This window comes from Gordonia oleivorans (assembly GCF_040044975.1).
In the GTDB taxonomy this organism is placed as follows: Bacteria; Actinomycetota; Actinomycetes; order Mycobacteriales; family Mycobacteriaceae; genus Gordonia; species Gordonia oleivorans.
This window is the reverse complement of the sequence record NZ_JBDZDI010000005.1, coordinates 1-23,635: the sequence shown is the minus strand read 5'-3', so window position 1 is coordinate 23,635 and position 23,635 is coordinate 1. Positions and strand designations below refer to the sequence as shown.

Sequence of the window (23,635 nt, the reverse complement as noted above, 5' to 3'; positions counted from 1 at the left end):
TCGTGACCTCCACCGACGCGGGGCCGAACAGCACATCGTCGAACACCGGTCACCCGGACTCTCCCGCGGACGGGGCGGAGTTCGTGGTGGTGGCCAATCGGCTGCCCGTCGACAAGGAGGTCGGCCCGGACGGTGAGGTGCGCTGGAAGCGCAGCCCCGGCGGTCTGGTCACCGCGCTCGAGCCGATCCTGCGCTCACACACCGGCGCCTGGGTCGGTTGGTCCGGGATCGCCGACTCCGACAACAATCCGGAGGTCGAGGGCATCGGCATCCAGGCGGTGCCCCTGTCCACACAGGAGATCGCCGAATACTACGAGGGATTCTCCAACGCCACTCTGTGGCCGCTGTATCACGATGTGATCGTCAAGCCGGAGTATCACCGCGAATGGTGGAACACCTACGTCGAGGTGAACCGGCGTTTCGCCGAGGCCGCGTCCCGGGCCGCCGCGCATGGGGCGATCGTCTGGGTGCAGGACTATCAGCTGCAACTGGTGCCGAAGATGCTGCGGATGCTGCGTCCCGATCTGCGCATCGGTTTCTTCCTGCACATCCCGTTCCCGCCGGTCGAGTTGTTCATGCAGATGCCGTGGCGCACCGAGATCGTCGAAGGCCTCCTCGGTGCCGACCTCATCGGTTTCCATCTGCCCGGCGGGGCGCAGAACTTCCTCTATCTGGCGCGTCGACTGGCCGGGCAGGCCACCAGCAAGGGCACCGTGGGTGTCCGGTCCCGGTTCGGGGTCGTGCAGGTGGGATTCCGCACGGTGCGGGTCGGTGCCTTCCCGATCTCCATCGATTCCAGCGAACTCGACACGATGGCCCGCTCCCGGGAGATCCGCAAACGGGCCGCCGAGATCCGCAAGGAACTCGGCAATCCCAAGACCATCCTGCTCGGCGTCGACCGCCTCGACTACACCAAGGGCATCGACGTCCGGTTGCGGGCGTTGTCGGAGTTGTTGGCGGAGAAGCGCATCGACGCGGCCGACACCGTCATGGTGCAGCTGGCCACGCCGAGCCGGGAACGGGTCGAGAGTTACATCCAGATGCGGGCCGGCATCGAACAACTCGTCGGCAACATCAACGGGACCTACGGCAGCGTCGGCCATCCGGTCGTCGAGTATCTGCATCGGCCGGTGCCACGCGAGGATCTGATCGCGTTCTTCGTCGCCGCCGACGTGATGTTGGTGACGCCGCTGCGCGACGGGATGAACCTGGTGGCCAAGGAGTACGTGGCCTGCCGCAGCGATCTGGGCGGTGCGCTGGTGCTGAGTGAATTCACCGGTGCCGCAGCCGAATTGCGGTCGGCGTATCAGGCCAACCCGTATGACCTGGACGGCGTCAAGGACGCCATCGAAGCCGCCGTCGTCCAGACCCCGCAGGAGGGTCGACGGCGGATGCGGGCCCTGCGTCGGCAGGTCCTCACCCATGACGTGGCCAAGTGGGCGGAGAGTTTCCTCGGCACTCTGGCAGCCACCGCGGAGACCACGTCGTCGGCCAATCGTGGTGTGCAACTGGTGAATCCGGACGACTCGGAGTCCTTCGCGTCCGAACATTCCGCGTCCGAGCACACCGGGTCCGACCAGTCCGAGTCCGAACGGTGAGCGCCACCGACCTCCCCGCCGAGGTCCACCGAGCCCTGGAAAATGCGGCCACTGCTGAGCGACTGCTCCTGGCATCCGACTACGACGGGTGCATCGCGCCGATCGTGTCACGCCCGCAGGACGCCGTTCCGCTGCCCGAATCCATCGACGCACTGCGTGCCGCGAGTGTGCTCGAGCGGACCTGGGTGGCCGTCATCTCCGGACGCGCACTCTCGGACCTCGCGGCACGCTCGGGCCTCGGCGTCGACGCCGACATCACCCTGATCGGCAGTCACGGCAGCGAGTTCGACACCGGGTTCGAGCAGCCCGTCACCGCCGGACAACACGCCCTGCTCGACCGGATCGTCGACGAATTCACTTCCATTGCAGCGCAATTCGACGGTGTGACGGTGGAGACCAAGCCGATCAGCACGGCGCTGCACGTGCGCAACGCCGCCCCCGATGATGCGGCGGCCGCCCTGGACGCCGCGCGCCGCGGACCCGCGTCATGGCCCGGCGTCGAGGCCACCGAGGGCAAGGCCGTGATCGAACTGGCCGTCATCAAGACGAGCAAGGGCCTGGCGCTGGACTTCCTGCGCGAACGCACCGGAGCCGACGTGGTGATCTATCTCGGCGACGACGTGACCGACGAGAAGGCCTTCGCACATCTTCGGCACGGACAGGATGTGAGCATCAAGGTCGGCGGAGGCGACACCGCCGCCGAATACCGCATCGGCGACCCACACGACGTCGCCGCGGTACTCGCCCTCGTCGCGGAACGTCGCCGCACAGCCGTCGCCGGCTGAGTTCGGGAGACCGGCGGCCCAGACCCGGCGCCCGGGCTCAGGACTCCGACGCGGTCACCGTCGCGGTGGTCACCAACGGATCTGTGACGGGATGGCGTTTGGCCGTCTCGCGGATCACCCGGTGCACGAACCCGAGTTTGCGCACCACCGGCCGCGGGATGTCGAACGGATACAGCGGCCGCCGCCCCATCGCCTGATTCACCCGATTGAACATGGTGGACAACCACTTCCAGTCGTAGAGCAGTTTCTCGATGGGCTGATCAGCGTAGGACTCGAGTGGCACGATGTCGCGGTCCATCGAGAACCGCACCTGATCGCTCTCGAGCATCAGCCCCGATTCACGGGCGGTGTGGATGGTGCCGGTGATGTGCAGGTAGTGCGCGAAGCACTCGGCGAAGTCCTCCCACGGATGCATGGTGGCGTATTCGGAGATGTAGGAGTCCCGCCAATTGTCGGGCGGGCCTTCTCGGTAGTGCCGTTCCAGCGCATCGGCGTAACTCTGCCGTTCGTCACCGAAGATCTCGCGGCACTTGTCGAGGTACAGGTCGGCGCCGTCCCCGGTCTCGACGAGAACGTTCTCGTAGTAGTGGCCGGACTCGTGACGGAAGTGCCCCAGCATCGTGCGGTACTGCTCACCGAGTTGCACGCGCAGCCGTTCCCGGTAGGCATCGAGGGTTTCGGCGAGATCGATGGTGATGACCCCGTTGGCGTGGCCGATGAGCACCTGGTGTCCCTCCGACAGGCTGGACAGCAGGTCAAAGGCCAAGCCGCCCTTGCTCCGCCAGTACGGTTCGACCGGCAACCCCAGATCGACGAGCTGGAAGACGAGCATCCGCAGGTCGAAGGTGGTGGATGCGAGTTTCTCGCAGGCGATGGTGTCACTGGGGTCGGGGCGACGGCGCACCAACGAATCCGGGAAGCACAGACCGCGCAGGCCGGCGTTCTCCTCCGACACCTCCGACAACGTCATCCAGTTGCAGCCGTTGCGTTCCCAGTTCGAGCATCGCTCCCAGCGTTGACCGTCGATGTCGACGCCCTCCTCGGAGGCCACGACCAGGGTCCGGCTGGGCAGATGCACACCGACGTTGGTGCCGCATTGCGGGCAGTACTGATTGGCGAATCCCGACAGGGCGTTGCAGATCGGACACGTCAGCGCATGCACGACGATCAGCCTATGCGGATACGTTCCGATCCATCGTCGATGGGTAGATCTCCGCGGACCACGGCGGTCACCTGATAGGAGTCGAGGTTGATCGAGCCACTGTGATTGTCGAGGAAGGCGGTGTCGGCGGCGTCGCGTCCGGTCGAGATGCGCACCAGACCCTGGCGGGGTGCGAGGCGGGTGGCGTCGACGACGACCCATTCGCCGTCGATCAACGCCTCGGCGACCGCGTGGAAGTCCATCGGATCGCAGCCCGGTGCATACACCGCCACCAAGCGTGCCGGGATGTTCAGCGCCCGCAGCAACGCCACCACCAGATGTGCGTAGTCGCGGCAGACGCCGGCACCCGCGAGCAGGGTGTCGACGGCACCGTCGATCGGATCGCTGGCACCGGGGATGTAGTCGAGACGATCCTCCACGTAGGCGGTCACCTGGTTGAGGAGTTCACCGTCGGGCAGCGAGGCGTCGAACTGTCCGGCGGCGAAGCCGAAGAACTTGTCGGCCTCGGCATATCGGCTGGGGCGCAGGTAGATCGACCGGTCGGTGATCTGCACGGCCACCGGGTCGGCCGGGGTCAGCACCGAGGCCCGGTAGTCGACCTGCACCAGACCGGACTCCACCGAGAGACGGTGGATGCGGCCACCGTAGGTGTCGAGTAGTTCCTCGACGTCGACCGGCGCGCCGTCGACGGTCACCTCCAGTGACTCGTCGACGCTCAGTCCCGGCATGTGGGCGACGGCGATCTGCATCTCGAGTTCGGTGGGGGCGGTGACGGAAATGGACATCGAGGCGGCCACGTCGCGTGGCGGGATTGTCATGACCACACGGTAAGGCAGAACGTGTCCGGCTGCGCGGGCGGCCGTCAGTGCACCGACATCGCGGCGACCGGATCGGCGTAGATGACGCTGAGTGCCACCACGATTGCCGCACTCTCCTGCACCGACAACCCGAACCGGGACGGGGTGAGCTCCAGCGGCCAGCCGATGGCCGACGCCGCGTCGAAGGCCGCCTGCACCGGCGCGAGCCCCTGCGGGTGCGCGCCGAATGCCGCGCCGGCGACGACCACCGAGTCGGGGTTGACGGCGTCGCGGAACTGCGCCACCACCTCGCCGAGGATGCGGGCCCGCTCGTCGACGATGCGCGAGGAATCCTCGCGGAGCCCGAGCCGTACCGCGGCTCGTCGGCCGACCTCGACGCCGACGACGTCCTGGAATCGCGCGGGTCCACCGCACAGGACCGGGGCCGACACCGGCACACCGGCGACCGATCCGGCGCCGCGGCTCGGTACCACCACCCGGCCGTCGACGGTCACCGCCATGCCGGTGGTTTCCCGCGCGTAGAAGAACAGTCCCAGATCCCCACCGCTGTGCGGCGAACTCAGCAGTAGTTCGGCCGCCGCCATCGCCTGGACGTGCTCGCACACCGACACCGGGACGCCGAGGGCGTCGGCGAGGCGCGCACCGATGCCGACCCGGCGCCAGCCGAGCAACGGATGATCGACGACGCCGGTCGCGGTGTCGACGTGACCGCCGATCGCCACCCCACCCCACAGCAGGCGACGACCCGAAAACCGTTCGGCGAGTTCGGCCACCTGTGCGCACAACACACTCGCGGCGGCGTCCGGATCGTCGTGCGGGGTGCGGACCGCGTGACTGTAGAGGGTGCGTCCACCGAGGTCGGCGATCGCCAGCAGGGTTCGTCGCGCACCGATGTGCATCCCGGCCACGCAGAGGCGGTCGCGATCGAGCGTCAGCGGATACTTGGGCCGGCCGATCCCGCCGTGGTGCACGAGATCACGGCGTTCGACGACGAAGCCGAGGTCGGTCAGGGCACTCACCTGCCGGTTGATGGTCGCCGGTGACAGTCCGCTCACCTGCGCCAGGGCGTCGCGCATGATCGGCGCACCCACCCGGACGGCCTGCAAAACCGTTGCCGCGGGCGAGGTCCCGACCGCCAGGGTCGCCGGGATCACCGTCTGCATGACAGATCAATCTAGGGCATGCCCGAACCGAAAGGGGTGCCATCGGCGCCGAGTCGTAAGCTGGCGACCATGAGCGAGTCCACACATCCCACCTCCGACAGCCGCGTCGCCGTGGTCACCGGAGCCAGCTCCGGTATCGGTGCGGCCACCGCCCGCGCCCTGGCCGCACAGGGCTACCACGTCGTCCTCGGTGCCCGCCGCGTCGACCGCGTGCAGGCCCTCGCGGCCGAGATCGGGGGAACCGGAAGGCAACTCGACGTCACCGACGAGGAGTCGGTGGCACGGTTCGTCGACGGGTTGGATGCCGTGCACGTCCTGGTCAACAATGCCGGCGGCGCCAAGGGACTCGACCCGGTGGCCTCCGCCGACCTCGACGACTGGCGCTGGATGTGGGAGACGAACGTCCTGGGAACCCTGCGCGTCACCAAGGCGCTGCTGCCGGCCCTGGAGGCGTCCGGTGACGGACTGATCGTCACCATCACCTCCATCGCCGCGATCGAGGCCTACGACAACGGGGCGGGCTACACCTCGGCCAAGCATGCGCAGGGTGTCCTGCACCGGACCCTGCGGTTCGAGTTGCTCGGCAAGCCGATCCGGCTCACCGAGATCCTGCCCGGCATGGTCGAGACCGATTTCTCGCTGGTGCGTTTCGACGGTGATCAGGAACGCGCCGACGCCGTCTATCAGGGGCTGACCCCGCTGGTCGCCGACGACGTCGCCGAGGTGATCGGCTTCGTCGCGTCACGTCCGCCGCATGTGAACCTCGACCAGATCGTGCTCAAGCCCCGCGATCAGGCCTCCGCGCGCCGCAACGTCAAGACCGGATAGCGCGTTCAGGGTGGTGCGTCAGTTGGGTGCGCTCACCGACGACGGCGCCCCCTCCGGGGTGGCCGGCACCGACGAGGACCGCGGGGTGCCCTTGATCGCCGACATCGACTTCCAGGTCGGCCAGTCGAAGATCCAGTCGAAGATGTCGCCGTCGGCCTCCGAGAGGTCGATGCGGGTGCCGGTCACCTCGACCGGATCACCGTAGATCGCGGTGTTGAAGTACTGCTGCGCGTTCTCCAGCGACAGGTTGATGCAGCCATTGGTGACGTTCGACGAGCCTTGCACGCCAACGGTTTCCGGGTTCGCGTGGATGAACTCGCCGTTGTTCGAGATCCGGACCGCATACCGTTCACGGACGTTGAAGTACCCCGCGGCCGGGTTGGACATGTAGAAGTCCTCGTGCTTCTCGCTGACCACGTGGATGCCCGAGCGGGTGACGTTGCGGTCGAGATCGCCCTCGCCGTAACTGCACGGCAGCGTCATCAGGGTGGACCCGTCGCGAACCACCACGATCTGATGCGACGACGCCTCGGCCTTGACGATCTGCGACCGCCCGATGACGTAGTCGCTGGTGACGTCGGCGGCACCGTAGGAACCGTCGCCGTGATCGAGGCCGTAGAGCTTGGCCGTCATGTGCACCTTGGTGCCGGGTGCGAAGTACTCCTTCGACCGCCAGTGCACGCGAGACCCGTTGTCCTCGCCGAGCCACGCCCAGGAACCCTCGGTCTCCGGGGTGGTGGTCACCGTCAGCGCCCGCTCGACGGCCTCCTTGTCGGTGACGGTGCCGTCGAACTTCAGGATCAGCGGCGCGGCGATCCCGACCTCCTGGCCGTCGGCGATGTTGACCACCAGGTTCAGCTGGGTCTGCGGGGCGAGGGTGGTGAACGATCCCTCGACCGGCACCGACAGGCGATCCTGGCCGACGGCGCTGCCCTCCCACGTGTAGGTGGTGTCGTAACCGAGTGGTTCGTTGACGGTGAAGGTGGTGCGGTCCTCCGACAACGTTCCCGCCACCGACTTGCCCCGCGGATTGAGCAGTTTCACGTCCGGATTGAGCGTCCCGCCGGACGCCTTCACCTCGAACGTCGCCGTGGGGTTGGGGGCATCCGGATCGTCGAGGGCGGGCGTGTAGGTGACCTTGACCGTCGGCTCCCGCGATTCCTGCGCGGCCGGGGTGTCGGTGGATCGCCCACACGCGGCGGCGACGAGTCCGGCGGTGGCCAGACCGGCCGCGGCGAGAACGGTGCGGCGGTTGGGAATCGGGTACGTAGTCATGACCGAACCAGCGTACCGAGCCGACCTGAGGAAACGCTCCCTGCCAGCTGTGATCGCAGTCAGGTGAGCGACGCCGCGGACGCCGGCGACCCCCGCAGGTGCGCGCGTTCTCCGTCGTGGTCGAAGATCGACAGGATCTCGGCCGGACCGTCCTGCGGCGCGAAGGAATGCGGCACGGTGCACGCGAACTCGGCGGCGTGACCTGCGGGAATGATGATCGTCCGTTCGGCCAGGCGCAGCCGGACCGTTCCCGAGAGGACGGTGAACCACTCGTGGCCGGGGTGCACCCGCAACTGCCGGGCATGCTTTTCCACCGCCGGATCCATCCGCATCTTGGCCACCACGACCCCGGCCGGCGTCGCATCCCGTGACAGAGGCCACACGGTGATCCCGTCGGTGGTGTGGGGTTCGGGGCGGATGACGACGTCGGTGTCGTCGACCGGCTCGACCAGTACGTCCAGTGAGGTGCCCAACGCGCGGGCGATCGGCACCAGCTGATCCAGCGCGACACGACGATGTCCGGTCTCGATGCGGCTGAGCGTGGACGGGCTCAGGTGGCATCGGTGCGCCAGCGAGTCGAGGGTCCAGCCCTTGGCGACGCGCATCGCGCGGATGCGTTGCCGCACGACGGTGTCGATGTCGGGGTCGATGTCGTCGAGCTCGGCCCCGTCGAACTCGGCCTCACCCAGTTCTTGCGTCATGGGCAAGAGTGTATGCCGGATCGACAAGTCGCCGCTAGCGTGGCAGCCATGGGGACACATCACCACGGACACCATGCACAGAGTCACGGGCACGGGCACGGGCACGGGCACGGGCACGGGCAGCACGATCACACCGACCACGACATGGGCGAGCTCCTGGAACTCGACGCGGCCGTCGTCGGGTCCTATCTCGCCGATGCGACCGCTCTGATCAGCACGGCCCTGCGGCGCACTCCCGAGGTCATCGTCGACCTGGGCGCGGGCACGGGCGTCGGTACCCGCGCACTGGCCGCCGCGTTCCCCGGCGCCGAGATCGTCGCCGTCGACGCCTCGCCCGAGATGGCCGCCCGCCTCGGCGCCAACTCACCCGACGCGCGGGTCGTGATCGCCGACCTCGACGACGGCTGGCCCGCCGACATCGGTGATGCCGACGTCCTCTGGGCGTCGGCGTCGCTGCACCACGTCGCCGATCCCGCCGCACTGCTGCGCGCGGCCCGCGACCGCCTGCGTCCGGGTGGCGTCCTCGCGGTGATCGAGATGCCGCATCAGCCGCGGTTCCTGCCCGAGCCACCCGACGGTGCCGGCGTCGAGACCCGGATGGAGGCGATCATGGCCGGACGCGGCTACAACTCGTTCCCCGACTGGACCGACACCATCGTCGACGCCGGATTCGCGATGGCCGGCACCCACACGATCACCATCGACATCCCCGAGACCACCGACCGGACCCGGGCCTACGCCCGCGCCTGGTTCACCCGGGTGCGTTCGGGACTCGCCGACGACCTCGCCGCCGAGGATCTCGCCACCGTCGACGATCTGCTCGGCGAGGGCCCGACCTCGCTCGCGACCCGCTCCGATCTGCACATCCGCACCGGGCGACTCGTCTGGATCGCCCGCACATCTCACGACACACCCCACGACCACACCCCCCAGAACGAGGAGCCCTCATGACCACACCCGACACCACCATCCCCACCCACGTCGACGCCCTCATCGTCGGCGGTGGTGCGGCCGGGCTGGCCGCAGCCGTCGCCCTGGCCCGATCGCTGCGCTCGGTGCTCGTCGTCGACGCCGGCCATCCCCGCAACGCACCGGCCGACGGCGCGCACAACCTCCTGGGACGCGAGGGTATCTCGCCGCTCGACCTCCTTCGGCTCGGCCGGGACGAGGCCCGCGGGTACGGCGCCCACATCGTCGAGGGCACCGTCACCTCGGTGACCCGATCGTCGGTCGACGGCGACGTGGGCTTCGTCGCCCGGACCGCGGCCGGCGACGAGATCACCGCACGACGGCTGCTGCTGGCCGGCGGCCTCGTCGACGAACTCCCCGACATCCCCGGCATGGCCGAACGGTGGGGACGCGACGTGCTGCACTGCCCGTACTGCCACGGCTACGAGGTGCGCGGGGCACGCATCGGCATTCTCGGCACAGGTCCCATGGCGATGCATCAGACGCTGCTGTTCTCACAGCTCAGCGACCACATCACGGTGATCGATCAGGGTATGCCGACGCCGAGTGCCGACGAACGCGCACAACTGGCGGCACTCGGCATCGAGGTCGTCGCCGGTCCCGTCGTCCGGCTGGACTCGACCGACGGCAGGCTGCGGGGCGCCGTCCTCGGCGACGGCCGCGAGATCGGCCTCGACGCGCTCGTCGTCGGTCCCCGGATGGTCGCGCGCGACGGCCTCTACGAATCGCTCGGCGGGACGTTGCAGGAGAACCCGATGGGCACGGTCATCCCGACGGAGTTCGGTGGCCGCACCCCCGTCGACGGCGTGTTCGCGGCGGGCAATGCCGCCGACCTGGTCGCGCAGGTCGGCGCGTCGGCCGCGGCCGGGGTGCAGGCCGGAGCGTTGATCAACGCCGACCTCATCCAGGCCGATGTCCGACGACGCGTGCTCGCGACGGCCGGGTGAGGTACTCGGCGGGGTGAGTGACCCCGCCGGTGACCTACTCGGGGAATCCCTCGAGCACCGCACGACTCCCCGACAGGCCCAGACGGGTCGCCCCGGCGGCGATCAGCTCGGCGGCGAAGCGTGCGTCCCGGATACCACCGGAGGCCTTGACCCCGACACTGCCCGGGACCGCGGCACGCATGATCTCCACGGCCCGCACGCTCGCGCCGCCGGCGGGATGGAAGCCGGTGGAGGTCTTCACGAAACTGGCCCCGGCCGCCACGGACCGTCGGCACACCTCGATGAGGGTGTCCTCCCCGGCGAGTTCGAGCAGGGCCGCCGATTCCACGATCACCTTGAGGACGGTGTCGGCGCCGACCGCCTCACGCACGGTGAGCACATCGGCGAACACCTCGTCGAACTCACCGGCCAGCGCGGACCCCACGTCGATGACCATGTCCACCTCGTCGGCACCGGAATCGACGGCCAGCCGGGCCTCGGCCGCCTTGACCAGCGAATGGTGTTTGCCGGACGGGAAGCCGGCGACGACGCAGCTACGCTGCGCACCGGTGTCGATGGGCAGCATCGACGGCGACAGGCAGACCGCGTAGACGCCGAGGTCGGCGGCCTCGGCGACGGTCGCCCGCGCGTCGGCCCGGGTGGCCTCGGGCTTGAGCAGGGTGTGATCGACGAGGGCGGCGACGTCGGCACGGCGGAGGTCGGTGATGGTCACGATGTCGAGCTTGGCACACTTGAGGATCGTGACCACCGCTGTGCCCGCCCCGACCGTGTCCGCCACCACCGACCGCCGCTACGTCCTGACCCTGGGATGCCAGGATCAGACCGGGATCGTCGCGCGGATCTCGACATTCCTCGCCGAGATCGGCGGCTGGATCACCGAGGCGGCCTATCACTCCGACGAGGACTCCGGCTGGTTCTTCACCCGGCAGGCGGTGCGGGCCGACTCGGTGTCGCTGCCACTCGACGAGGTCCGCTCCCGGTTCGCCGAGGTGGCCGCCGAGTGGGGCCCGCAGACCGAGTGGAAGCTCACCGACACCGGCGAACGCAAGTCGGTGGTCCTGTTGGTCAGCAAGGAGAGCCACTGCCTGACCGATCTGCTCGGTCGCGCCGACCGCGGTGAGCTGCCGGCGACGGTGTCGGCGGTCGTGGGTAATCATCCGGACCTGCAGGAGCTCACCGAACGTTTCGGGGTGAAGTTCCACCATGTGCCGTTCGCCGGTCCCGACGGCCGCTCCAGCGCCCGCTCCAAGCGCGCGGCGTTCGATCAGGTGGAGGCGATCGTCGACGGCTACGCCCCCGACGCCGTCGTGCTGGCCCGGTTCATGCAGATCCTGCCGCCGGAACTGTGCGAGGCGTGGGCCGGACGCGCGATCAACATCCACCACAGCTTCCTACCGAGCTTCATCGGCGCCCGCCCCTACCATCAGGCGTTCGCCCGTGGCGTCAAACTGATCGGCGCCACCTGCCATTACGTGACCGCCGACCTCGACGCCGGGCCGATCATCGAACAGGACGTCACCCGCATCGACCATTCCGACGCGGTCATCGACATGGTGCGGCAAGGCCGTGATATCGAAACCCTGGTTCTCGCACGGGGATTGCGCTGGCATCTGGAGGATCGGGTTCTGGTGCACGGCCGAAAGACCGTGGTGTTCAACTGATCTCGGCGTCGGGCAGCCGATCGCGGCGCCGTCAGAAGCCGCCGAAGTCGCCACCGCCACCGAAGTCGCCGAAGCCACCGCCACCGAAATCGCCCCCACCGAAATCACCACCGCCGAAGTCTCCTCCCCCGGCGTCCCCGCCACCGTCGCCGTAGTCGCCGCCACCGTCGCCGTAATCACCGCCACCGTCGGTACCGGGGTCACTGCCGTCACCGGCACCGCTTTCGAAGGCCGCGGCGTTGTAGCCGACGCCGGCCATGCCGGAGAACAACGACGAGAACAGCAACATCGATCCGACACCCCACGCACCGGCGACGAGTGCGGGTTTCCACCACGGTTCCGAATACCACCCGGCCGGCACCGGACGGCCCGCGACCCGGCCGCCCGGGTAGTAGTTGGGGGTCGCCGACGACGGCTTCGGCGAGGCCTCCACGGTGCGGCCCTCGAATTCGATGGCGCGGTCCTCGGTGACCGCGCCGGCGCTGCGCTGGCCGTCGAGTTCGGGGATCGCCGGACCGGGATCCATCCCCATCGAGGTGCGCGCGGCACGGATGTAGTACAGGCCCTCGATCGCGGTCTGTTTGGCCAGCCGGGCCTGCGCGGGACTGGCCGCCTGATCGATCTGAGAGCCGGCCGCGGTGAGCCGCTCGGAGGCGTCGGCGAGGGCCTGCTTGGACGCGGGCGAATCACCGACGAGCATGTACACCTGACCACCGAGACGTTCGATGGCCTGCCGGGCGTCGGCCTTGGCGTCGTCGAGGGTGCGGGCGGTGTTGGCACCGGACCGCTGTTGGAACAGCACCACCACCCCCACCACGAGCAGGATGACGATGGCGATGAGCAGTAGCTGTCCCACGGGAGCCTCCGGGAGGGGTTCGAGAATCGGACATCTCCCAGCGTACCGACGCGGTCGGACACAACTTGCGGCGTCAGGTCAGCGAGCAGCCCTCCGGCTGGTCACCCGAGCTGGTGGTGGCGCCGGTGAGGTCGACGTCGGTCCCGGAGACGGCGAAGTCGACGCCCTGGTCGGTTACCTTCAGCGACTGCACCTGGATCTCCTTGGTGAAGTCACCGAACAGGCTGTCGCCGAAGCCGTCGACGAACTGTTGCGCGAAGTCGGCGGGGATGCCGAAGACGAAGGCGTTGGCCTGCTCGACCTGGAAGCGCACCTGTCCCTGGTCGACGACGGGTTTGATGGTCAGGCTGACCGGCACCGGGAAGATGGCGACCTGCACGGTCGCATCGACCTTGACGGTCCCGTCGGCGGAGTTGCCGACCACCGAGGTGACCTCGGCGCCGCTGGGCAGGAGCGCATTCTGATCACCGGTGCCGTTACCGCCACCACCCATGCCACCACCGCCCATGCCGCCACTGCTCGGTGACTGCTGGGCGCTCAGATCGATGACCCGCTGGAACGGCACATATCCGGTGCCCGACAGCGACGAGATCTTCAGGGCGTCGCCGTCCTGGCTGAGGCCGTCGGCGCGCGCATGCAACCGGATTCCGGTGGAGCCGTCGTCGGCGGTGTCGACCTGCACGTACGGGAAGTCGTTCGAGAACTTCTGCAGCAGAATGGGTTTCTTGCTCAACGACACACTGGTCGGCTGGCCGGTCAGCGAACCGAACTGGCTCTGGAGGCAGTCGGTCACGCGGCTGCGCAGGAACAGTTCGGTGCCGACCAACGCGATCACGACGACGAGGATCACCCCGACCGCGCCGAGGGCGATGAACTTGCCCTTCCCACCGCGGCGCGGGGATGTCGTCACCACACCGGTGGACTGCGGCCCGGCACCGGTCTCCGGTCCGACCGGGTTCTCACCGGTCGGGAACCGTGAGGTCCCCGTCGGCGCCTGCCATCCGGCCGCCGGCGGCGGTGTCACCGGTGAGGTCGTGGCCGCCGAGACGTCGGAGTAGGCCCGGGCGTGCTGCGACGTCGACGCCGGTTCCCATTGTTCGGTGGCCGGTGACGCGGCGTCACCGGTGGGGCGATCGACCTTCTTCGTCGAATCCGGGTCCTGCGGGGTCCGTTCGGTGCCCGGACCCTCGGTCTCGTCGGCCATGCATTCCGTCCTAGCGTTTCTCGGCTGCGGGTGGTCCCCAGTCGGTTCTCGTTCGATCCGTGTCGCTCAGATGCTCGATGCCGGCGATGCAGTGGTGTGAAAAGTCCGCCGATTCGCGAGCACCGCGAGCTGTTCGCGGGCTGTGGTGACGACATCCAGATCGATGTCGTGTACCCCGATGTGACGCTCCCCCCGATATGACGCGACCACGCTACCGAAGGGATCTGAGATTTGGCTATGTCCGGTCCCGGTCGGCGCCTTGGCCTTCCGGGCCGCCTCGTCCACCGGTTCCGCCTGCCCGACGGCGACCACGTATGACGTCGAATCCAGTGCCCGCGCGGTCGCCAGCGTGCGCCACTGATCGATCTTCCCCGGCCCGGCGCCCCAGGACGCCGGCACCACGATGACCTGCGCACCCGCGGCGGCCAGCGTGGTGAACAGCTCGGGGAACCGGATGTCGTAGCAGGTCGCCAGGCCGACGGTGACCCCGTCGACGTCGATGCTCACGGCGGTGTCGCCGGGAGCGACGGTGTCGGATTCGGTGAATCCGAACGCGTCGTAGAGGTGGATCTTGTCGTAGCCGGTGCGGGTGCCGTCCGGGCCTGCGGCGATGAGTGTGTTGGCCACCCGGCCGTCGTCGGCGGGGGTGAACATGCCGGCCACGATGGTGAGGCCGTGTTCACGGGCGAGGTCGGCGATGCCGGTGGCCCACGGCCCGTCCAGTGGCTGCGCCACCGGTCCGAGCGGGACACCGAATCGGCACATCATCGCCTCGGGGAACACCACGAGTCTTGCGCCGTCGGCGGCGGCCTCCCGGGTCGCGTCGGCGACAGCGCGGAGATTGTCGGCCGGGTCGGTTCCGGAGTTGATCTGGGCCATCGCGATGCGCATGCGGCCAACCTACCCGTGTGGTGCGACACACTCCCAGGGCACCGTCAACCGATTGTCGACGACGCGGCGCCTGCTGATCGCGACGTCGACACCGGCCGCCCGCATCGACCGCAACGTCTGCGCCCATCGGGCCCGCGGCCCGAACACCGTCTGCCCGGCGGCGTTGTCCCAGCAGCGGTCGGCCAGGGTGAGCAGATCGTGGATGCGTTCACCGGGCACGTTGCGGTGGATGAGCGCCTTCGGGAGCCGTTCGGCGAGATCGGAGGGCCGTTCGGAGTGCCGCGGCGACCAGCACAGGGTCAGGCTGCGCGGACCGTCGGCGTCCAGCAACACCCAGGTACAGCGACGGCCGATCTCGTCGCAGGTACCCTCCACGATGAGCCCGCCCGGTGCGAGCCGGGCCTGCATCCGCGCCCAGGCCGGGGCGACCTCGGCCTCGTCGTATTGCCGCAGCACGTTGAAGGCACGCACCAGACGTGGTCGCAGGCCCGCGAGTTCGAAGCCACCGACGGCAAACCGCACGCCGTCACGCGGGGCGACGACGCGGTCCGGATCGATTTCCAGTCCGACCATCTCCAGGTCGGGTGCGACGGGCCGCAAACGGTGAGCCATCTCCACGCAGGTGTCGGGACGGGCACCGTAGCCCAGGTCGATCACCAGGGGCCGCGGCGCCGCGGTCAGCGCGCCGATGACCGCCGGGTCGTGCGCCATCCACCGATCCACCCGGCGCAGCCGGTTGATGTTGGTGGTGCCGCGGGTGATGCGGCCGGCGGGCTTTCCCGACGCGGGGTCTCGGTCAGAGATTCTTGTCGATCCAGTCCTTGGCGTATTCCGCCTCGGCGCGGAACAGGTCGACCAGGTTGACCAACATCAGCTGCTCGAGTTTGCCGTTGATGAACGGGATGAAGACCTTCACCTCGGAGGTCTTGCGGATCGTGCAGCCGGTGTCGGTGGGGAACAGTTCCTGCCATCCGGTCAGGCTGCCCGGGCCGGCCGGGATGGAGGCGGTGTAGTCGCCCTTGGTGTTGTCCGGGTCGAACGGACCGAAGGTCTCCTCGCGGGTGATCACCATGTCCTTCATCAGGACGGTCTGGGCGATCGCGGGGAGCTGGTCGCGGCCGATGTGCTGCTTGAGCACCACCTTCATGCCGGTTTCATCAGCGCGGAAATCCTCCACCTCGCAGTGCGGGGAGATCATCTGGAAACCCGCCATCATGTCATCCCAGTACCTGCGGGTCATCTGCGCTTCGTAGAGCTTCTCCGCGGGATGGGTGTAGCGAGCGGAGTAGCTGAGACGTCGTGCCATAACGGTCAGGTTACGTCAGCGGTGAGCGGCCTCCCAAGTCACCGTCTTCTCCCGCTCGTTGTCGAGGAGTTCCACCAACTGCTCGATGATGGCGGTTTCGATCTTGCCGCCGACGAACGGGATGCCCACCTTGGCACTGCCGGTGTAGTCGACGTTCGCCGGATCACCGGTGGTGGTGAAAGCACCCTCGACGTGGGCCGGGGCGCCGGTCACCGACGCGCTCATGGTGCCGGTGAGGACGTTTCCGTCGTAGCCGAAGGTCATGGTGCGCGGGATCTCCAGATCACCGGGACGGACCTTGGTGACCACCGACGGCAACCGGTCCTCGGGCACACCCTGCTGCAGTTCGACGTGGACGTCGGTGCCGTCGATCCGGAACGAGATCAGCTTGCCGTGGCTGGAGTTGGTGGCCTCGAGCAGGCCGTGCCAGTACTGCTCGTCGGAGACGAGTTCCCAGTACCGGGCGGTGGAGAAGGGAAAGGACACCGAGTGCTTGAGCGAGCTCGCCATGGCAGAGAGATTACTCGACGGGGCAGATCACTCGACGGGGCAGATCACTGACGGGCAGACTGCTTGACTGGGCCGCGGGTTACGGTAAGGCCGTGACCGAGACACCGCTGCAGCGCAGCGTCCCGCTGGCCCAGTTGACCACGTTGCGGGTCGGCGGTCCGGCGCGAGCACTGATCCGCTGCACCGATACCCGTTCGGTCGTCGAGGAGATCCTGGGTGTCGACGCCGAGTCCGAGCCCGCCCTGGTGATCGGCGGCGGTTCGAATCTGGTGATCGGCGACGACGGCTTCGACGGCACCGCGATCCGCATCGAGAGTTCCGGCATCGACTTCGGCACCGGCCGCGAATCGGGCCGCGCGCACGTGACCGCCGACGCCGGGGTCGTCTGGGACGATCTGGTGGCGGCCACCGTCGACGAGGGCTTCGGCGGGCTCGAATGCCTGTCGGGTATCCCCGGATCCACCGGCGCGACACCGGTCCAGAACGTCGGCGCCTACGGGGTGGAGGTCGCCGACATCCTGCGCAGCGTCCACGTCCTCGATCGTCGCTCGGGCACCCTGCGCTGGGTCTCGCCCAACGAACTCGGTCTCGCCTACCGCACGTCGCGGCTCAAGCACCGCGACGACATGATCGTCGTCGCGGTGTCGTTCTGGCTCGACGACGCCGGGCAGAGCCGGCCGCTGCGGTACCGGGAACTCGCCGAGACCATGGGCGTGGAGCGCGATTCGACCGCCGACGCCGCCGCGGTCCGCGACGCCGTGCTGTCGCTGCGCCGGGGCAAGGGCATGGTGGCAGACCCCGACGATCACGACACCTGGAGTGCCGGTTCATTTTTCACCAACCCGATCATCTCGGCCGACGCCGCCGCCGCGGTACTCGAGCGCATCCACGCGCGCGTGGGCCGCGACATCTCGGTGCCGTCGTATCCGGCCGAGGACGGCGTGAAACTGTCCGCCGGGTGGCTGATCGAACGCGCCGGCTACGCCAAGGGATATCCGGGCCCGGGATCTCCGGTCCGGTTGAGCACCAAACACACTCTGGCACTGACCAATCGGGGTGACGCGACCGCCGAACAGATCCTCGATCTGGCCCGCGACGTCCGCGACGGCGTCGCCGGGGCCTTCGGCGTCACCCTCGCACCGGAACCGGTGTTGGTCAACTGCGTGCTGTAACCGGTTGCCGCAGAATCGTTTTCCGACGATCCTCCGGCGTCTTACGGAAGTCGCTCAGATAGATCTCGTGGTGGCGGCCGGTCATGGTCAACCCGTTGTCGCCGATGAAGCGGTCGTGCATCTCGGCGAGGACGGGCCCCTCGTCGTCGAAGGATCCGACGTGCAGTGTCTGGACGCAGCGTCCCTCCGACAGGGACTCGACACGCAGGTCAGCGATCCGGGGAGCCGTACCTTTGGCACGTACCGCCGCGATGGCGTCGTCGATCAGATCGGCGGTGACCCAGTCGGGCACCATGATCATCAACGTCCAGGACCACCGCGATTTGTCCCAGGCCCGGGTGAACGACGCCATGTCGTCGGCCCACCACAACCCCTCGAGTGGTGGCACGACGTAGTCGCGGCCGAGACTGCGTTTGCTCGCGAACTTGCAGGCATAGGCCACCGGGTACAGCGTCTCGATGGCCTCCGCGAACGCCGGCGTCGTGTTGGGATCGCCGTGACCGTCGACCATCAGATAGGCCATGTCGGGAATGTCGACGATCCGGAACCGCCCGCGTCGCGCCCGGTAGCAGTCCAGATCCTTCTTCGGGTCGGCCGTGCCGCGCGGTGACGACGCGGCGGCCGGGCCGGTCATCGTCAGCGCTGCCCGACGGGCACCGACAACGTCTGTGCCGCTTGCCGTTCCAGGATCTCGTCGACGCGGCCCGCCGCCTCGATCGGCGACATGTGCCCGACACCGGGCAGCACCACATGCTCGCGCAGATGACCGTGCCCACGCAGGATCTCCGCGATCTGCTCGGCATGCGCCGGCGGGGTGAGTCGGTCCTCGTCGCCGACGATGACGGTGGTCGGCACCGTCAGCGCCGCCAGTCCGGCGCGCACGTCGAGTCGTCCCATCGCCGATCCCCAGCCGGCCCGTGCACGCGGCGGGCAGGCGGCGATCATCGTGTCGACGAATTCGACGTGGGAGGCGCGAGCCGCCGACCCGAGGGCGACGTAATGCGCGAATCGGCCCGAGTACGCCGTGTGCGGCAGCGGCACCGGTGCCGAGGTGAAGGCGCGGTTGATGGCCGGAACGAAGGGGCGGGTGTACCGGGGCAGGCCGGTCGGCAGGAGCAACGTCGAGTTGACGACGTTGTGGGCGGCGGTGGAGGCCAGGACCGCCGACGTCGCGATGGTGGGAACCTTCTCCGGGAACTGCGCGGCCCACGACATGATGGTCATCCCACCCATGCTGTGCCCGACGAGCATGGCGCGACGGCCCGGCGGGACGACCGCGGCCAGCACGGCGTCGAGGTCGCGGCCGAGCATGTCGATGGTCGGGCGGGCCCGCCCCAGTTCACTGCGACCGTGTCCACGCTGGTCGTAGACGACCACCGTGTGGGTGCCGGCGAGGTGATTGATCTGGGCGTTCCAGAAGGCGGTGTTGCACGTCCATCCGTGGACGGCGACGACGACGTCGCCGGTGTCCTCGCCGCGGGGACCGTGGATCTCCACATGCAGTCGGGTGCCGTCGACGGTGGTGACCATCCGGCGTTCCGGTTCGGTCGAGGGCGCCACCAGCAGGTCGTCCGGCCCGTCGTCGACGGCCAACTCGGCACGCAGCACGTCGCGGGCCAGGGCGCCCACGATGGTCCCCACGCCGACGGCGGCCCCGGCCGCCACGGCTGCTCCGGTTCCGGCCAACCATTGACGTCGACTCATGTCCGCTCCACTCCTTCGCCGCGTGATCGCGGCGTCGTCCGGTGTGGTGGTGGGTACGGTTACGCCCCCGTCTCGGGGATGGTCCCGGACTCCGATGTGGGGCGATCCGACCGCTCCACCACAGCATCATTCGATGTAACACTACTTGTTGTCACATCGATTTCGCCATCGTCACCGGTGACGGCGGCGTCGGCAACGTCGAAGTAGGTCGAGGCCTCACCGAGTGCACGGGTGATCTCCTCGTCGAGGGCCTTGCGGAAGGTGGTCTCGACGATCTCGTGCGCCATCGGCCGCACGGTCTGGATCAGGTCGGCGACACCGCTGATCTTCGACTCGTCGAGGTCCGGCAGGTTCTCGTTGAGGTACTTGTCGGTGATGATCGAGACGAAACTCTTCGCCGCGTCCTCGAGGTCGTTCTGCACCCGGACGAACCGGTCGAGCAGCACGTCGATGTCGATACCGCTCTTCACCAGCACCTCGGCCCCCTCGAGGACCTCGGGGTTCTTGATGGCGTAGTGCGCACCGTCCTTCACCAGCAGTCCGAGTTTCTGGCTCAGTGCGATCGACTTCTCGCTGGCGTTGAGCGACTTGCGCAGTTCGGTGAAGGTGATGGTGGCGGCCCGCTTGAAGGTGCGAAAGCGCCCACCCTTGGTGGGTGCGCCGCGCAGCACGTGTTCGACCTTCATCCCGTAATGCGCGGCGTGCAGCAGTTCGCTGATGGTGGCGAAGGTGTAACCGCGTTCGAGCATGCGCGAGATCAGGTTCAGCCGGACCAGATGGTCCTCGGAGTACCAGCCGGTGCGACCGCGGATCACCGGCGGCGGCAACAGACCACGGTCCTGATACACCCGGATGTTGCGGACGCTGACCCCCGATGCCTCCGCCAGGTCATTGATCCGATACTCAGCCACGGTGGCCAGTGTATTCCGCGCCCGACCGCGAACCGACGAGCCACACCACGCCGCACATCCCGCGATGCCCGATCATCACGCGGACAGGAGCGTCACCCCGGTCGCGATCAACAGGCCGACCTTGACGACCTCGGCGGCGACATACACCAGGTGCGCATGACTGCGAGGCCCGTCGACGACGACCTCGCCCGCCAGCACCGCATCCGACCGGCGATTGAGGGCGGGCCGGATCGCGAGGACCTGCACGCCGAGGAGAACCACCGCCGCCACCGCGAGAATGCCCGCCGCGTCGGCCACCAACCCGGCGGACACCACCGCGACGACGAGCACGACGGCCCACACCATCTCGAATGCGTTGAGCGCGCGGAACACCAGCCGCCCGATGCCCAGGCCGAGGGGAATGGTGATGCCGGGAGCCCGGAACTTCAACGGGGCCTCGACGAAGGAGATGGCCACGACCATGCCGAGCCACACGAAGGTGACGGCGACGGCCACCGCCTGCGCGGAACTCACCGCGAACCACCGCGGACCAGTTCGGGACCGAAGGTCTCGTAATGAATGTGGTCCTCGGTGACCCCGCGGGCCAGGAGTTCGTCGCGCATCGAGGAGAGGAATCCGGCCGATCCGCACAGCATCGCCTCGACACCGGCAGGTACGTCGATGTCCTCCAGCGACATCGGACCCGATCGCACGCTGTCGGAGATCAGATGATCGACACCCTCCCGGTACCACTGGATCAGGCGCGCGGACTCCAGGGAATCGACGAGGTCGGCCAATCGACCCCGATGGGGTTGCGCCGACCGCGATCGATCGGCGTGCATGACCGTCACCGGCCGGGTCGAACCGGTTCCGGCCAGCGCGGACAGCAGTCCAATCACCGGCGTACACCCGATACCCGACGATGCCAGGATCAGTGGCGAATCCCCTTCGGGCAGAACGAGATCACCGAAGGGTGTCGACATCCGCAGCGAGTCACCCTCGAAGACGTTCTCGTGCAGGTATCCCGACACCTCGCCGGCGAGCTTCACACTGAACTGCCACTCGCACCGCTCGTCGGCGGGTCCGATCAGGCTGTACTGACGGATCTGGTGGGCACCGTCGGCCAGCGGCACCTGGATCGAAACATATTGCCCTGGAACAAAACCGGGAAGTCGAGCACCGGCCGGGTCGGCGACGGTGAAGGACACCACATCGGGAGCGGTCTGGGTCCGGCGGGTGACGGCGAGGTCATGCCAGACCTGCCCATCGACGACACCGGCGGCAGCGTAGAGTTCCGCTTCCTGACCGATCAGGAGATCGGCCATCTCCCAATACAATTCATCCCAGGCAGCCGCGACCTCCGTGGTCACCGCCGAGCCCAGGACGTCGACGATCGCCGCGAAGAGATGTTCGTGGACAACCGCGTACTGGTCCCGGGTGACCCCGAGCGAGGCATGCTTGTGGGCGATCCGGTCGAGGATGAACCGCTGCCGCGGCAGATCCTCGTCGAGTTGTAGTTGCGCGAACGCGGCGATCGATCCGGCCAGCGCCATCGGCTGCTCCCCCGTCGCCTGATGGGTTCGGTTGAACAGATCGTCGAGCAGGTTCGGATGCGCGGCGAACAGCCGCCGGTAGAAGTTCGGGGTGATCTCGCCGAGGGCCCCCGACACCGCGGGCAGCGTCGCGGCAATGACCTCTCGTGATGTCCGACTGAGCATGGTGAACTCTCCTTCTGTTGCGGCGGGCACCCCCATGGGCCGCCGATCGATATGCGGATATGGCGTCACTGCGCGGTGCGGTCACCGCCGGCCTCGGACCGGTCACCGATGGTGAGACGCAGAAGGACGGCACCGGCGGGATCGGCGACGAGATCACCGATCGTGTGCGCATCCAGGGATTCGAAGAAGGCCCGACGGGCGTGGGCGAGCGCACCACGGAGGGCACACCCGTGCCGGAGTGGACACGGGGTGGGACCCTCGCAGTCGATCACCTCGCCGTCGCCCTCGAGTCGCGACGCCAGCCATCCGACGCGGGCGGTTCGCCCAAGGTCGGTGATCACCAGACCCCCAGTGCGGCCGCGGCGCGCATGCACCACGCCGAGTTCCGACAGTCGCACGACGACCTTGGCGACGTGCGTGTACGGCACCGCGAGCGACGTCGCCAACTCCTTCGAGGTGACCGACTCGTCAGGACGGGCCGCCAGACGCATGACGACGCGGAGGCCGATGTCGGTGAACCGCGTCAACTGCATGACACCCAGACAACCATAATTTGCATCTGGGATGCATATTATTTTGAGTGACCCCTGTCACGAGCGGCAGATGGGCACGCCGACACGACCAGCGGCCGAAATGACATCGCCGGAAATGACGGCCGGAAATGACACTGCCCGTGTCGTCGCGGTGACGGACACGGGCAGTGCGGGTGAGTTCGAAGCGTTCGGCGACGGGGTCGGGGAACGTCAGTTCAGCTTGCGGAACCAGGACTTGTTCTGGATGGCGTCGACTCGTTTGCGCACGTCGACGAGGTAGACCAGGGTCGCGACGATCGCGGCGATGGCCAGGATGCCCATGATCCCGGAGGCGAAGAAGCCGAAGAACACGAGCACGATGGCCGAGGCGGCGAGGATCGACACCCAGATGACCTTCGATTGCCGGTCGACCGCGGTGAAGGCGTCTGGACGCTGGACCGCCGCATGGATCAGGGCGACCACCGCAGCGAGTGCGGCGGCAATGCTGATGACCAGGATGAGGATCATTTGTCCCGTGGCCATCGCCGAGAAGAAGTTCATGATGTCCGAGTCTACGGGGCAGACGCGCGAACGCGGAGGTAGGCGACGCGCCGCGCGCTCCTAGGCTGATATGTAGGTACCTCTTGTCAAGGGGCGTGTCGGGTTTCCGGCATTGGTTGATGCCGGGGAGAGGGTTGGTCACCCGCCGCTGCGACTGTGGTGGTCGTTGCTCACGACGGTCGTGTCGGACTGATATGCGCGGGTTGGTACCGCTGAACGGTGTTCGGCACGGGAACGCTACCGACTGGTCTAGGGACGTGGGTCACAGCGACCTTGCGGTGAAAGTTGCTGTCGCACATAGCTAGTTCGTGGATTCGTTCCCTGCTCACCACCGCGCCGCGACGGGTGACCAAGTCTATCGGGTGCTACTGGTCGAGCACCGCCAGCGACCAGCACCAGCCGGC

26 protein-coding genes are annotated in these 23,635 nt (G+C 68.1%); 7 read left to right on the top strand and 19 right to left on the bottom strand.

Features of this window, described 5'->3' with window-relative positions; translation table 11 throughout:
* Positions 1–2 precede the first annotated feature (2 nt).
* Both ABLE92_RS09985 and otsB read left to right on the top strand, forming a co-directional pair.
* Complete coding sequence (locus ABLE92_RS09985) at positions 3–1,598, top strand: alpha,alpha-trehalose-phosphate synthase (UDP-forming) (protein WP_496560789.1); 1,596 nt, start codon at positions 3–5, stop codon at positions 1,596–1,598.
* Positions 1,595–2,383, top strand: a complete 789-nt coding sequence (gene otsB / locus ABLE92_RS09980; RefSeq protein WP_348804607.1) for a trehalose-phosphatase — start codon at positions 1,595–1,597, stop codon at positions 2,381–2,383. The genes ABLE92_RS09985 and otsB overlap by 4 nt, the downstream gene beginning before the upstream one ends.
* A gap of 37 nt (positions 2,384–2,420) precedes the next feature.
* Here the strand turns inward: otsB and ABLE92_RS09975 are convergent, their stop codons facing one another.
* From ABLE92_RS09975 to ABLE92_RS09965, 3 genes are read right to left on the bottom strand one after another with little or no spacing between them, the layout of a single operon-like run.
* Positions 2,421–3,545, bottom strand: a complete 1,125-nt coding sequence (locus ABLE92_RS09975; RefSeq protein ID WP_348804606.1) for a zinc-binding metallopeptidase family protein — start codon at positions 3,543–3,545, stop codon at positions 2,421–2,423.
* Between the two features lie 5 nt (positions 3,546–3,550).
* Positions 3,551–4,363, bottom strand: a complete 813-nt coding sequence (locus ABLE92_RS09970) for a transglutaminase-like domain-containing protein (protein ID WP_348804605.1) — start codon at positions 4,361–4,363, stop codon at positions 3,551–3,553.
* A gap of 44 nt (positions 4,364–4,407) precedes the next feature.
* A complete protein-coding gene (locus tag ABLE92_RS09965) occupies positions 4,408–5,526 on the bottom strand; it encodes an ROK family transcriptional regulator (protein ID WP_348804604.1) in 1,119 nt (372 codons plus the stop codon).
* Positions 5,527–5,595: 69 nt separating this feature from the next.
* Between ABLE92_RS09965 and ABLE92_RS09960 the strand changes: the two genes are divergently transcribed.
* Positions 5,596–6,354 carry an SDR family NAD(P)-dependent oxidoreductase gene (locus ABLE92_RS09960; RefSeq protein WP_348804603.1) on the top strand — a complete coding sequence of 253 codons (759 nt, stop codon included), beginning with the start codon at positions 5,596–5,598 and terminating at the stop codon, positions 6,352–6,354.
* Positions 6,355–6,372: 18 nt separating this feature from the next.
* On the opposite strand, the gene ABLE92_RS09955 is transcribed toward ABLE92_RS09960, so the two are convergent.
* The gene (locus ABLE92_RS09955) at positions 6,373–7,629 is read right to left on the bottom strand and encodes a L,D-transpeptidase (protein ID WP_348804602.1); all 1,257 of its coding nucleotides are present in this window, start codon (positions 7,627–7,629) and stop codon (positions 6,373–6,375) included.
* Between the two features lie 59 nt (positions 7,630–7,688).
* Complete coding sequence (locus ABLE92_RS09950; protein WP_496560788.1) at positions 7,689–8,330, bottom strand: helix-turn-helix domain-containing protein; 642 nt, start codon at positions 8,328–8,330, stop codon at positions 7,689–7,691.
* A 144-nt stretch (positions 8,331–8,474) separates the two neighbouring features.
* On the opposite strand from ABLE92_RS09950, the gene ABLE92_RS09945 reads away from it, so the two are divergent.
* Positions 8,475–9,281 carry a class I SAM-dependent methyltransferase gene (locus ABLE92_RS09945; RefSeq protein WP_348804601.1) on the top strand — a complete coding sequence of 269 codons (807 nt, stop codon included), beginning with the start codon at positions 8,475–8,477 and terminating at the stop codon, positions 9,279–9,281.
* Positions 9,278–10,246: an NAD(P)/FAD-dependent oxidoreductase gene (locus ABLE92_RS09940; protein ID WP_348804600.1), complete on the top strand. Its 969-nt coding sequence runs from the start codon at positions 9,278–9,280 to the stop codon at positions 10,244–10,246. Before ABLE92_RS09945 ends, ABLE92_RS09940 begins: the two co-directional genes overlap by 4 nt.
* Before the next feature lie 34 nt (positions 10,247–10,280).
* On the opposite strand, the gene deoC is transcribed toward ABLE92_RS09940, so the two are convergent.
* The gene (deoC, locus tag ABLE92_RS09935) at positions 10,281–10,958 is read right to left on the bottom strand and encodes a deoxyribose-phosphate aldolase (protein ID WP_348804599.1); all 678 of its coding nucleotides are present in this window, start codon (positions 10,956–10,958) and stop codon (positions 10,281–10,283) included.
* A gap of 28 nt (positions 10,959–10,986) precedes the next feature.
* On the opposite strand from deoC, the gene purU reads away from it, so the two are divergent.
* Positions 10,987–11,907: a formyltetrahydrofolate deformylase gene (purU, locus tag ABLE92_RS09930; RefSeq protein WP_348804598.1), complete on the top strand. Its 921-nt coding sequence runs from the start codon at positions 10,987–10,989 to the stop codon at positions 11,905–11,907.
* A 31-nt stretch (positions 11,908–11,938) separates the two neighbouring features.
* Here the strand turns inward: purU and ABLE92_RS09925 are convergent, their stop codons facing one another.
* From ABLE92_RS09925 to ABLE92_RS09900, 6 genes are all read right to left on the bottom strand, one after another.
* On the bottom strand, positions 11,939–12,763 hold the full coding sequence (locus ABLE92_RS09925; RefSeq protein ID WP_348804597.1) for a DUF1542 domain-containing protein: 825 nt from the start codon (positions 12,761–12,763) through the stop codon (positions 11,939–11,941).
* Positions 12,764–12,836: 73 nt separating this feature from the next.
* On the bottom strand, positions 12,837–13,967 hold the full coding sequence (locus ABLE92_RS09920) for an LmeA family phospholipid-binding protein (RefSeq protein ID WP_348804596.1): 1,131 nt from the start codon (positions 13,965–13,967) through the stop codon (positions 12,837–12,839).
* A 66-nt stretch (positions 13,968–14,033) separates the two neighbouring features.
* On the bottom strand, positions 14,034–14,858 hold the full coding sequence (locus ABLE92_RS09915) for a carbon-nitrogen hydrolase family protein (RefSeq protein WP_348804595.1): 825 nt from the start codon (positions 14,856–14,858) through the stop codon (positions 14,034–14,036).
* Between the two features lie 9 nt (positions 14,859–14,867).
* Entirely contained in the window at positions 14,868–15,620 is a 753-nt protein-coding gene (locus ABLE92_RS09910) for a class I SAM-dependent methyltransferase (RefSeq protein ID WP_348804873.1), read from the bottom strand.
* Positions 15,621–15,654: 34 nt separating this feature from the next.
* A complete protein-coding gene (locus ABLE92_RS09905; protein WP_348804594.1) occupies positions 15,655–16,164 on the bottom strand; it encodes a DUF2505 domain-containing protein in 510 nt (169 codons plus the stop codon).
* Positions 16,165–16,179: 15 nt separating this feature from the next.
* Positions 16,180–16,674 carry a DUF2505 domain-containing protein gene (locus ABLE92_RS09900; RefSeq protein ID WP_348804593.1) on the bottom strand — a complete coding sequence of 165 codons (495 nt, stop codon included), beginning with the start codon at positions 16,672–16,674 and terminating at the stop codon, positions 16,180–16,182.
* A 92-nt stretch (positions 16,675–16,766) separates the two neighbouring features.
* On the opposite strand from ABLE92_RS09900, the gene ABLE92_RS09895 reads away from it, so the two are divergent.
* The gene (locus tag ABLE92_RS09895) at positions 16,767–17,846 is read left to right on the top strand and encodes a UDP-N-acetylmuramate dehydrogenase (protein WP_348804592.1); all 1,080 of its coding nucleotides are present in this window, start codon (positions 16,767–16,769) and stop codon (positions 17,844–17,846) included.
* Here ABLE92_RS09895 and ABLE92_RS09890 read toward each other — a convergent pair.
* The 7 genes from ABLE92_RS09890 to ABLE92_RS09860 all read right to left on the bottom strand — a co-directional run bounded on the left by ABLE92_RS09890 (position 17,830) and on the right by ABLE92_RS09860 (position 23,231).
* Positions 17,830–18,480 carry a GyrI-like domain-containing protein gene (locus ABLE92_RS09890; RefSeq protein ID WP_348804591.1) on the bottom strand — a complete coding sequence of 217 codons (651 nt, stop codon included), beginning with the start codon at positions 18,478–18,480 and terminating at the stop codon, positions 17,830–17,832. The genes ABLE92_RS09895 and ABLE92_RS09890 overlap by 17 nt on opposite strands.
* 2 nt (positions 18,481–18,482) lie before the next feature.
* On the bottom strand, positions 18,483–19,550 hold the full coding sequence (locus tag ABLE92_RS09885; protein ID WP_348804590.1) for an alpha/beta fold hydrolase: 1,068 nt from the start codon (positions 19,548–19,550) through the stop codon (positions 18,483–18,485).
* A gap of 59 nt (positions 19,551–19,609) precedes the next feature.
* Positions 19,610–20,461 carry a MerR family transcriptional regulator gene (locus ABLE92_RS09880; RefSeq protein ID WP_348804589.1) on the bottom strand — a complete coding sequence of 284 codons (852 nt, stop codon included), beginning with the start codon at positions 20,459–20,461 and terminating at the stop codon, positions 19,610–19,612.
* 75 nt (positions 20,462–20,536) lie between these two features.
* A complete protein-coding gene (locus tag ABLE92_RS09875) occupies positions 20,537–20,974 on the bottom strand; it encodes a hypothetical protein (protein WP_348804588.1) in 438 nt (145 codons plus the stop codon).
* Entirely contained in the window at positions 20,971–22,158 is a 1,188-nt protein-coding gene (locus ABLE92_RS09870; protein ID WP_348804587.1) for an FAD-binding oxidoreductase, read from the bottom strand. The genes ABLE92_RS09875 and ABLE92_RS09870 overlap by 4 nt, the downstream gene beginning before the upstream one ends.
* Before the next feature lie 65 nt (positions 22,159–22,223).
* On the bottom strand, positions 22,224–22,691 hold the full coding sequence (locus tag ABLE92_RS09865) for an RrF2 family transcriptional regulator (protein ID WP_348804586.1): 468 nt from the start codon (positions 22,689–22,691) through the stop codon (positions 22,224–22,226).
* A gap of 210 nt (positions 22,692–22,901) precedes the next feature.
* Complete coding sequence (locus tag ABLE92_RS09860; protein ID WP_348804585.1) at positions 22,902–23,231, bottom strand: DUF2516 family protein; 330 nt, start codon at positions 23,229–23,231, stop codon at positions 22,902–22,904.
* Between the last annotated feature and the right edge of the window lie 404 nt (positions 23,232–23,635).

What these genes read in the sequence shown, in the direction of transcription:
- ABLE92_RS09915 (WP_348804595.1), bottom strand. Translation starts at nt 14,858, where the DNA reads ATGCGCATCGCGATGGCCCAGATCAACTCCGGAACCGACCCGGCCGAC.
- ABLE92_RS09885 (WP_348804590.1), bottom strand. Translation starts at nt 19,550, where the DNA reads ATGAGTCGACGTCAATGGTTGGCCGGAACCGGAGCAGCCGTGGCGGCC.
- ABLE92_RS09960 (WP_348804603.1), top strand. Translation starts at nt 5,596, where the DNA reads ATGAGCGAGTCCACACATCCCACCTCCGACAGCCGCGTCGCCGTGGTC.
- ABLE92_RS09900 (WP_348804593.1), bottom strand. Translation starts at nt 16,674, where the DNA reads ATGGCGAGCTCGCTCAAGCACTCGGTGTCCTTTCCCTTCTCCACCGCC.
- ABLE92_RS09950 (WP_496560788.1), bottom strand. Translation starts at nt 8,330, where the DNA reads ATGACGCAAGAACTGGGTGAGGCCGAGTTCGACGGGGCCGAGCTCGAC.
- ABLE92_RS09920 (WP_348804596.1), bottom strand. Translation starts at nt 13,967, where the DNA reads ATGGCCGACGAGACCGAGGGTCCGGGCACCGAACGGACCCCGCAGGAC.
- ABLE92_RS09865 (WP_348804586.1), bottom strand. Translation starts at nt 22,691, where the DNA reads ATGCAGTTGACGCGGTTCACCGACATCGGCCTCCGCGTCGTCATGCGT.
- ABLE92_RS09870 (WP_348804587.1), bottom strand. Translation starts at nt 22,158, where the DNA reads ATGCTCAGTCGGACATCACGAGAGGTCATTGCCGCGACGCTGCCCGCG.
- ABLE92_RS09940 (WP_348804600.1), top strand. Translation starts at nt 9,278, where the DNA reads ATGACCACACCCGACACCACCATCCCCACCCACGTCGACGCCCTCATC.
- ABLE92_RS09890 (WP_348804591.1), bottom strand. Translation starts at nt 18,480, where the DNA reads ATGACCGGCCCGGCCGCCGCGTCGTCACCGCGCGGCACGGCCGACCCG.
- ABLE92_RS09860 (WP_348804585.1), bottom strand. Translation starts at nt 23,231, where the DNA reads ATGAACTTCTTCTCGGCGATGGCCACGGGACAAATGATCCTCATCCTG.
- ABLE92_RS09905 (WP_348804594.1), bottom strand. Translation starts at nt 16,164, where the DNA reads ATGGCACGACGTCTCAGCTACTCCGCTCGCTACACCCATCCCGCGGAG.
- ABLE92_RS09970 (WP_348804605.1), bottom strand. Translation starts at nt 4,363, where the DNA reads ATGACAATCCCGCCACGCGACGTGGCCGCCTCGATGTCCATTTCCGTC.
- ABLE92_RS09945 (WP_348804601.1), top strand. Translation starts at nt 8,475, where the DNA reads ATGGGCGAGCTCCTGGAACTCGACGCGGCCGTCGTCGGGTCCTATCTC.
- ABLE92_RS09955 (WP_348804602.1), bottom strand. Translation starts at nt 7,629, where the DNA reads ATGACTACGTACCCGATTCCCAACCGCCGCACCGTTCTCGCCGCGGCC.
- ABLE92_RS09965 (WP_348804604.1), bottom strand. Translation starts at nt 5,526, where the DNA reads ATGCAGACGGTGATCCCGGCGACCCTGGCGGTCGGGACCTCGCCCGCG.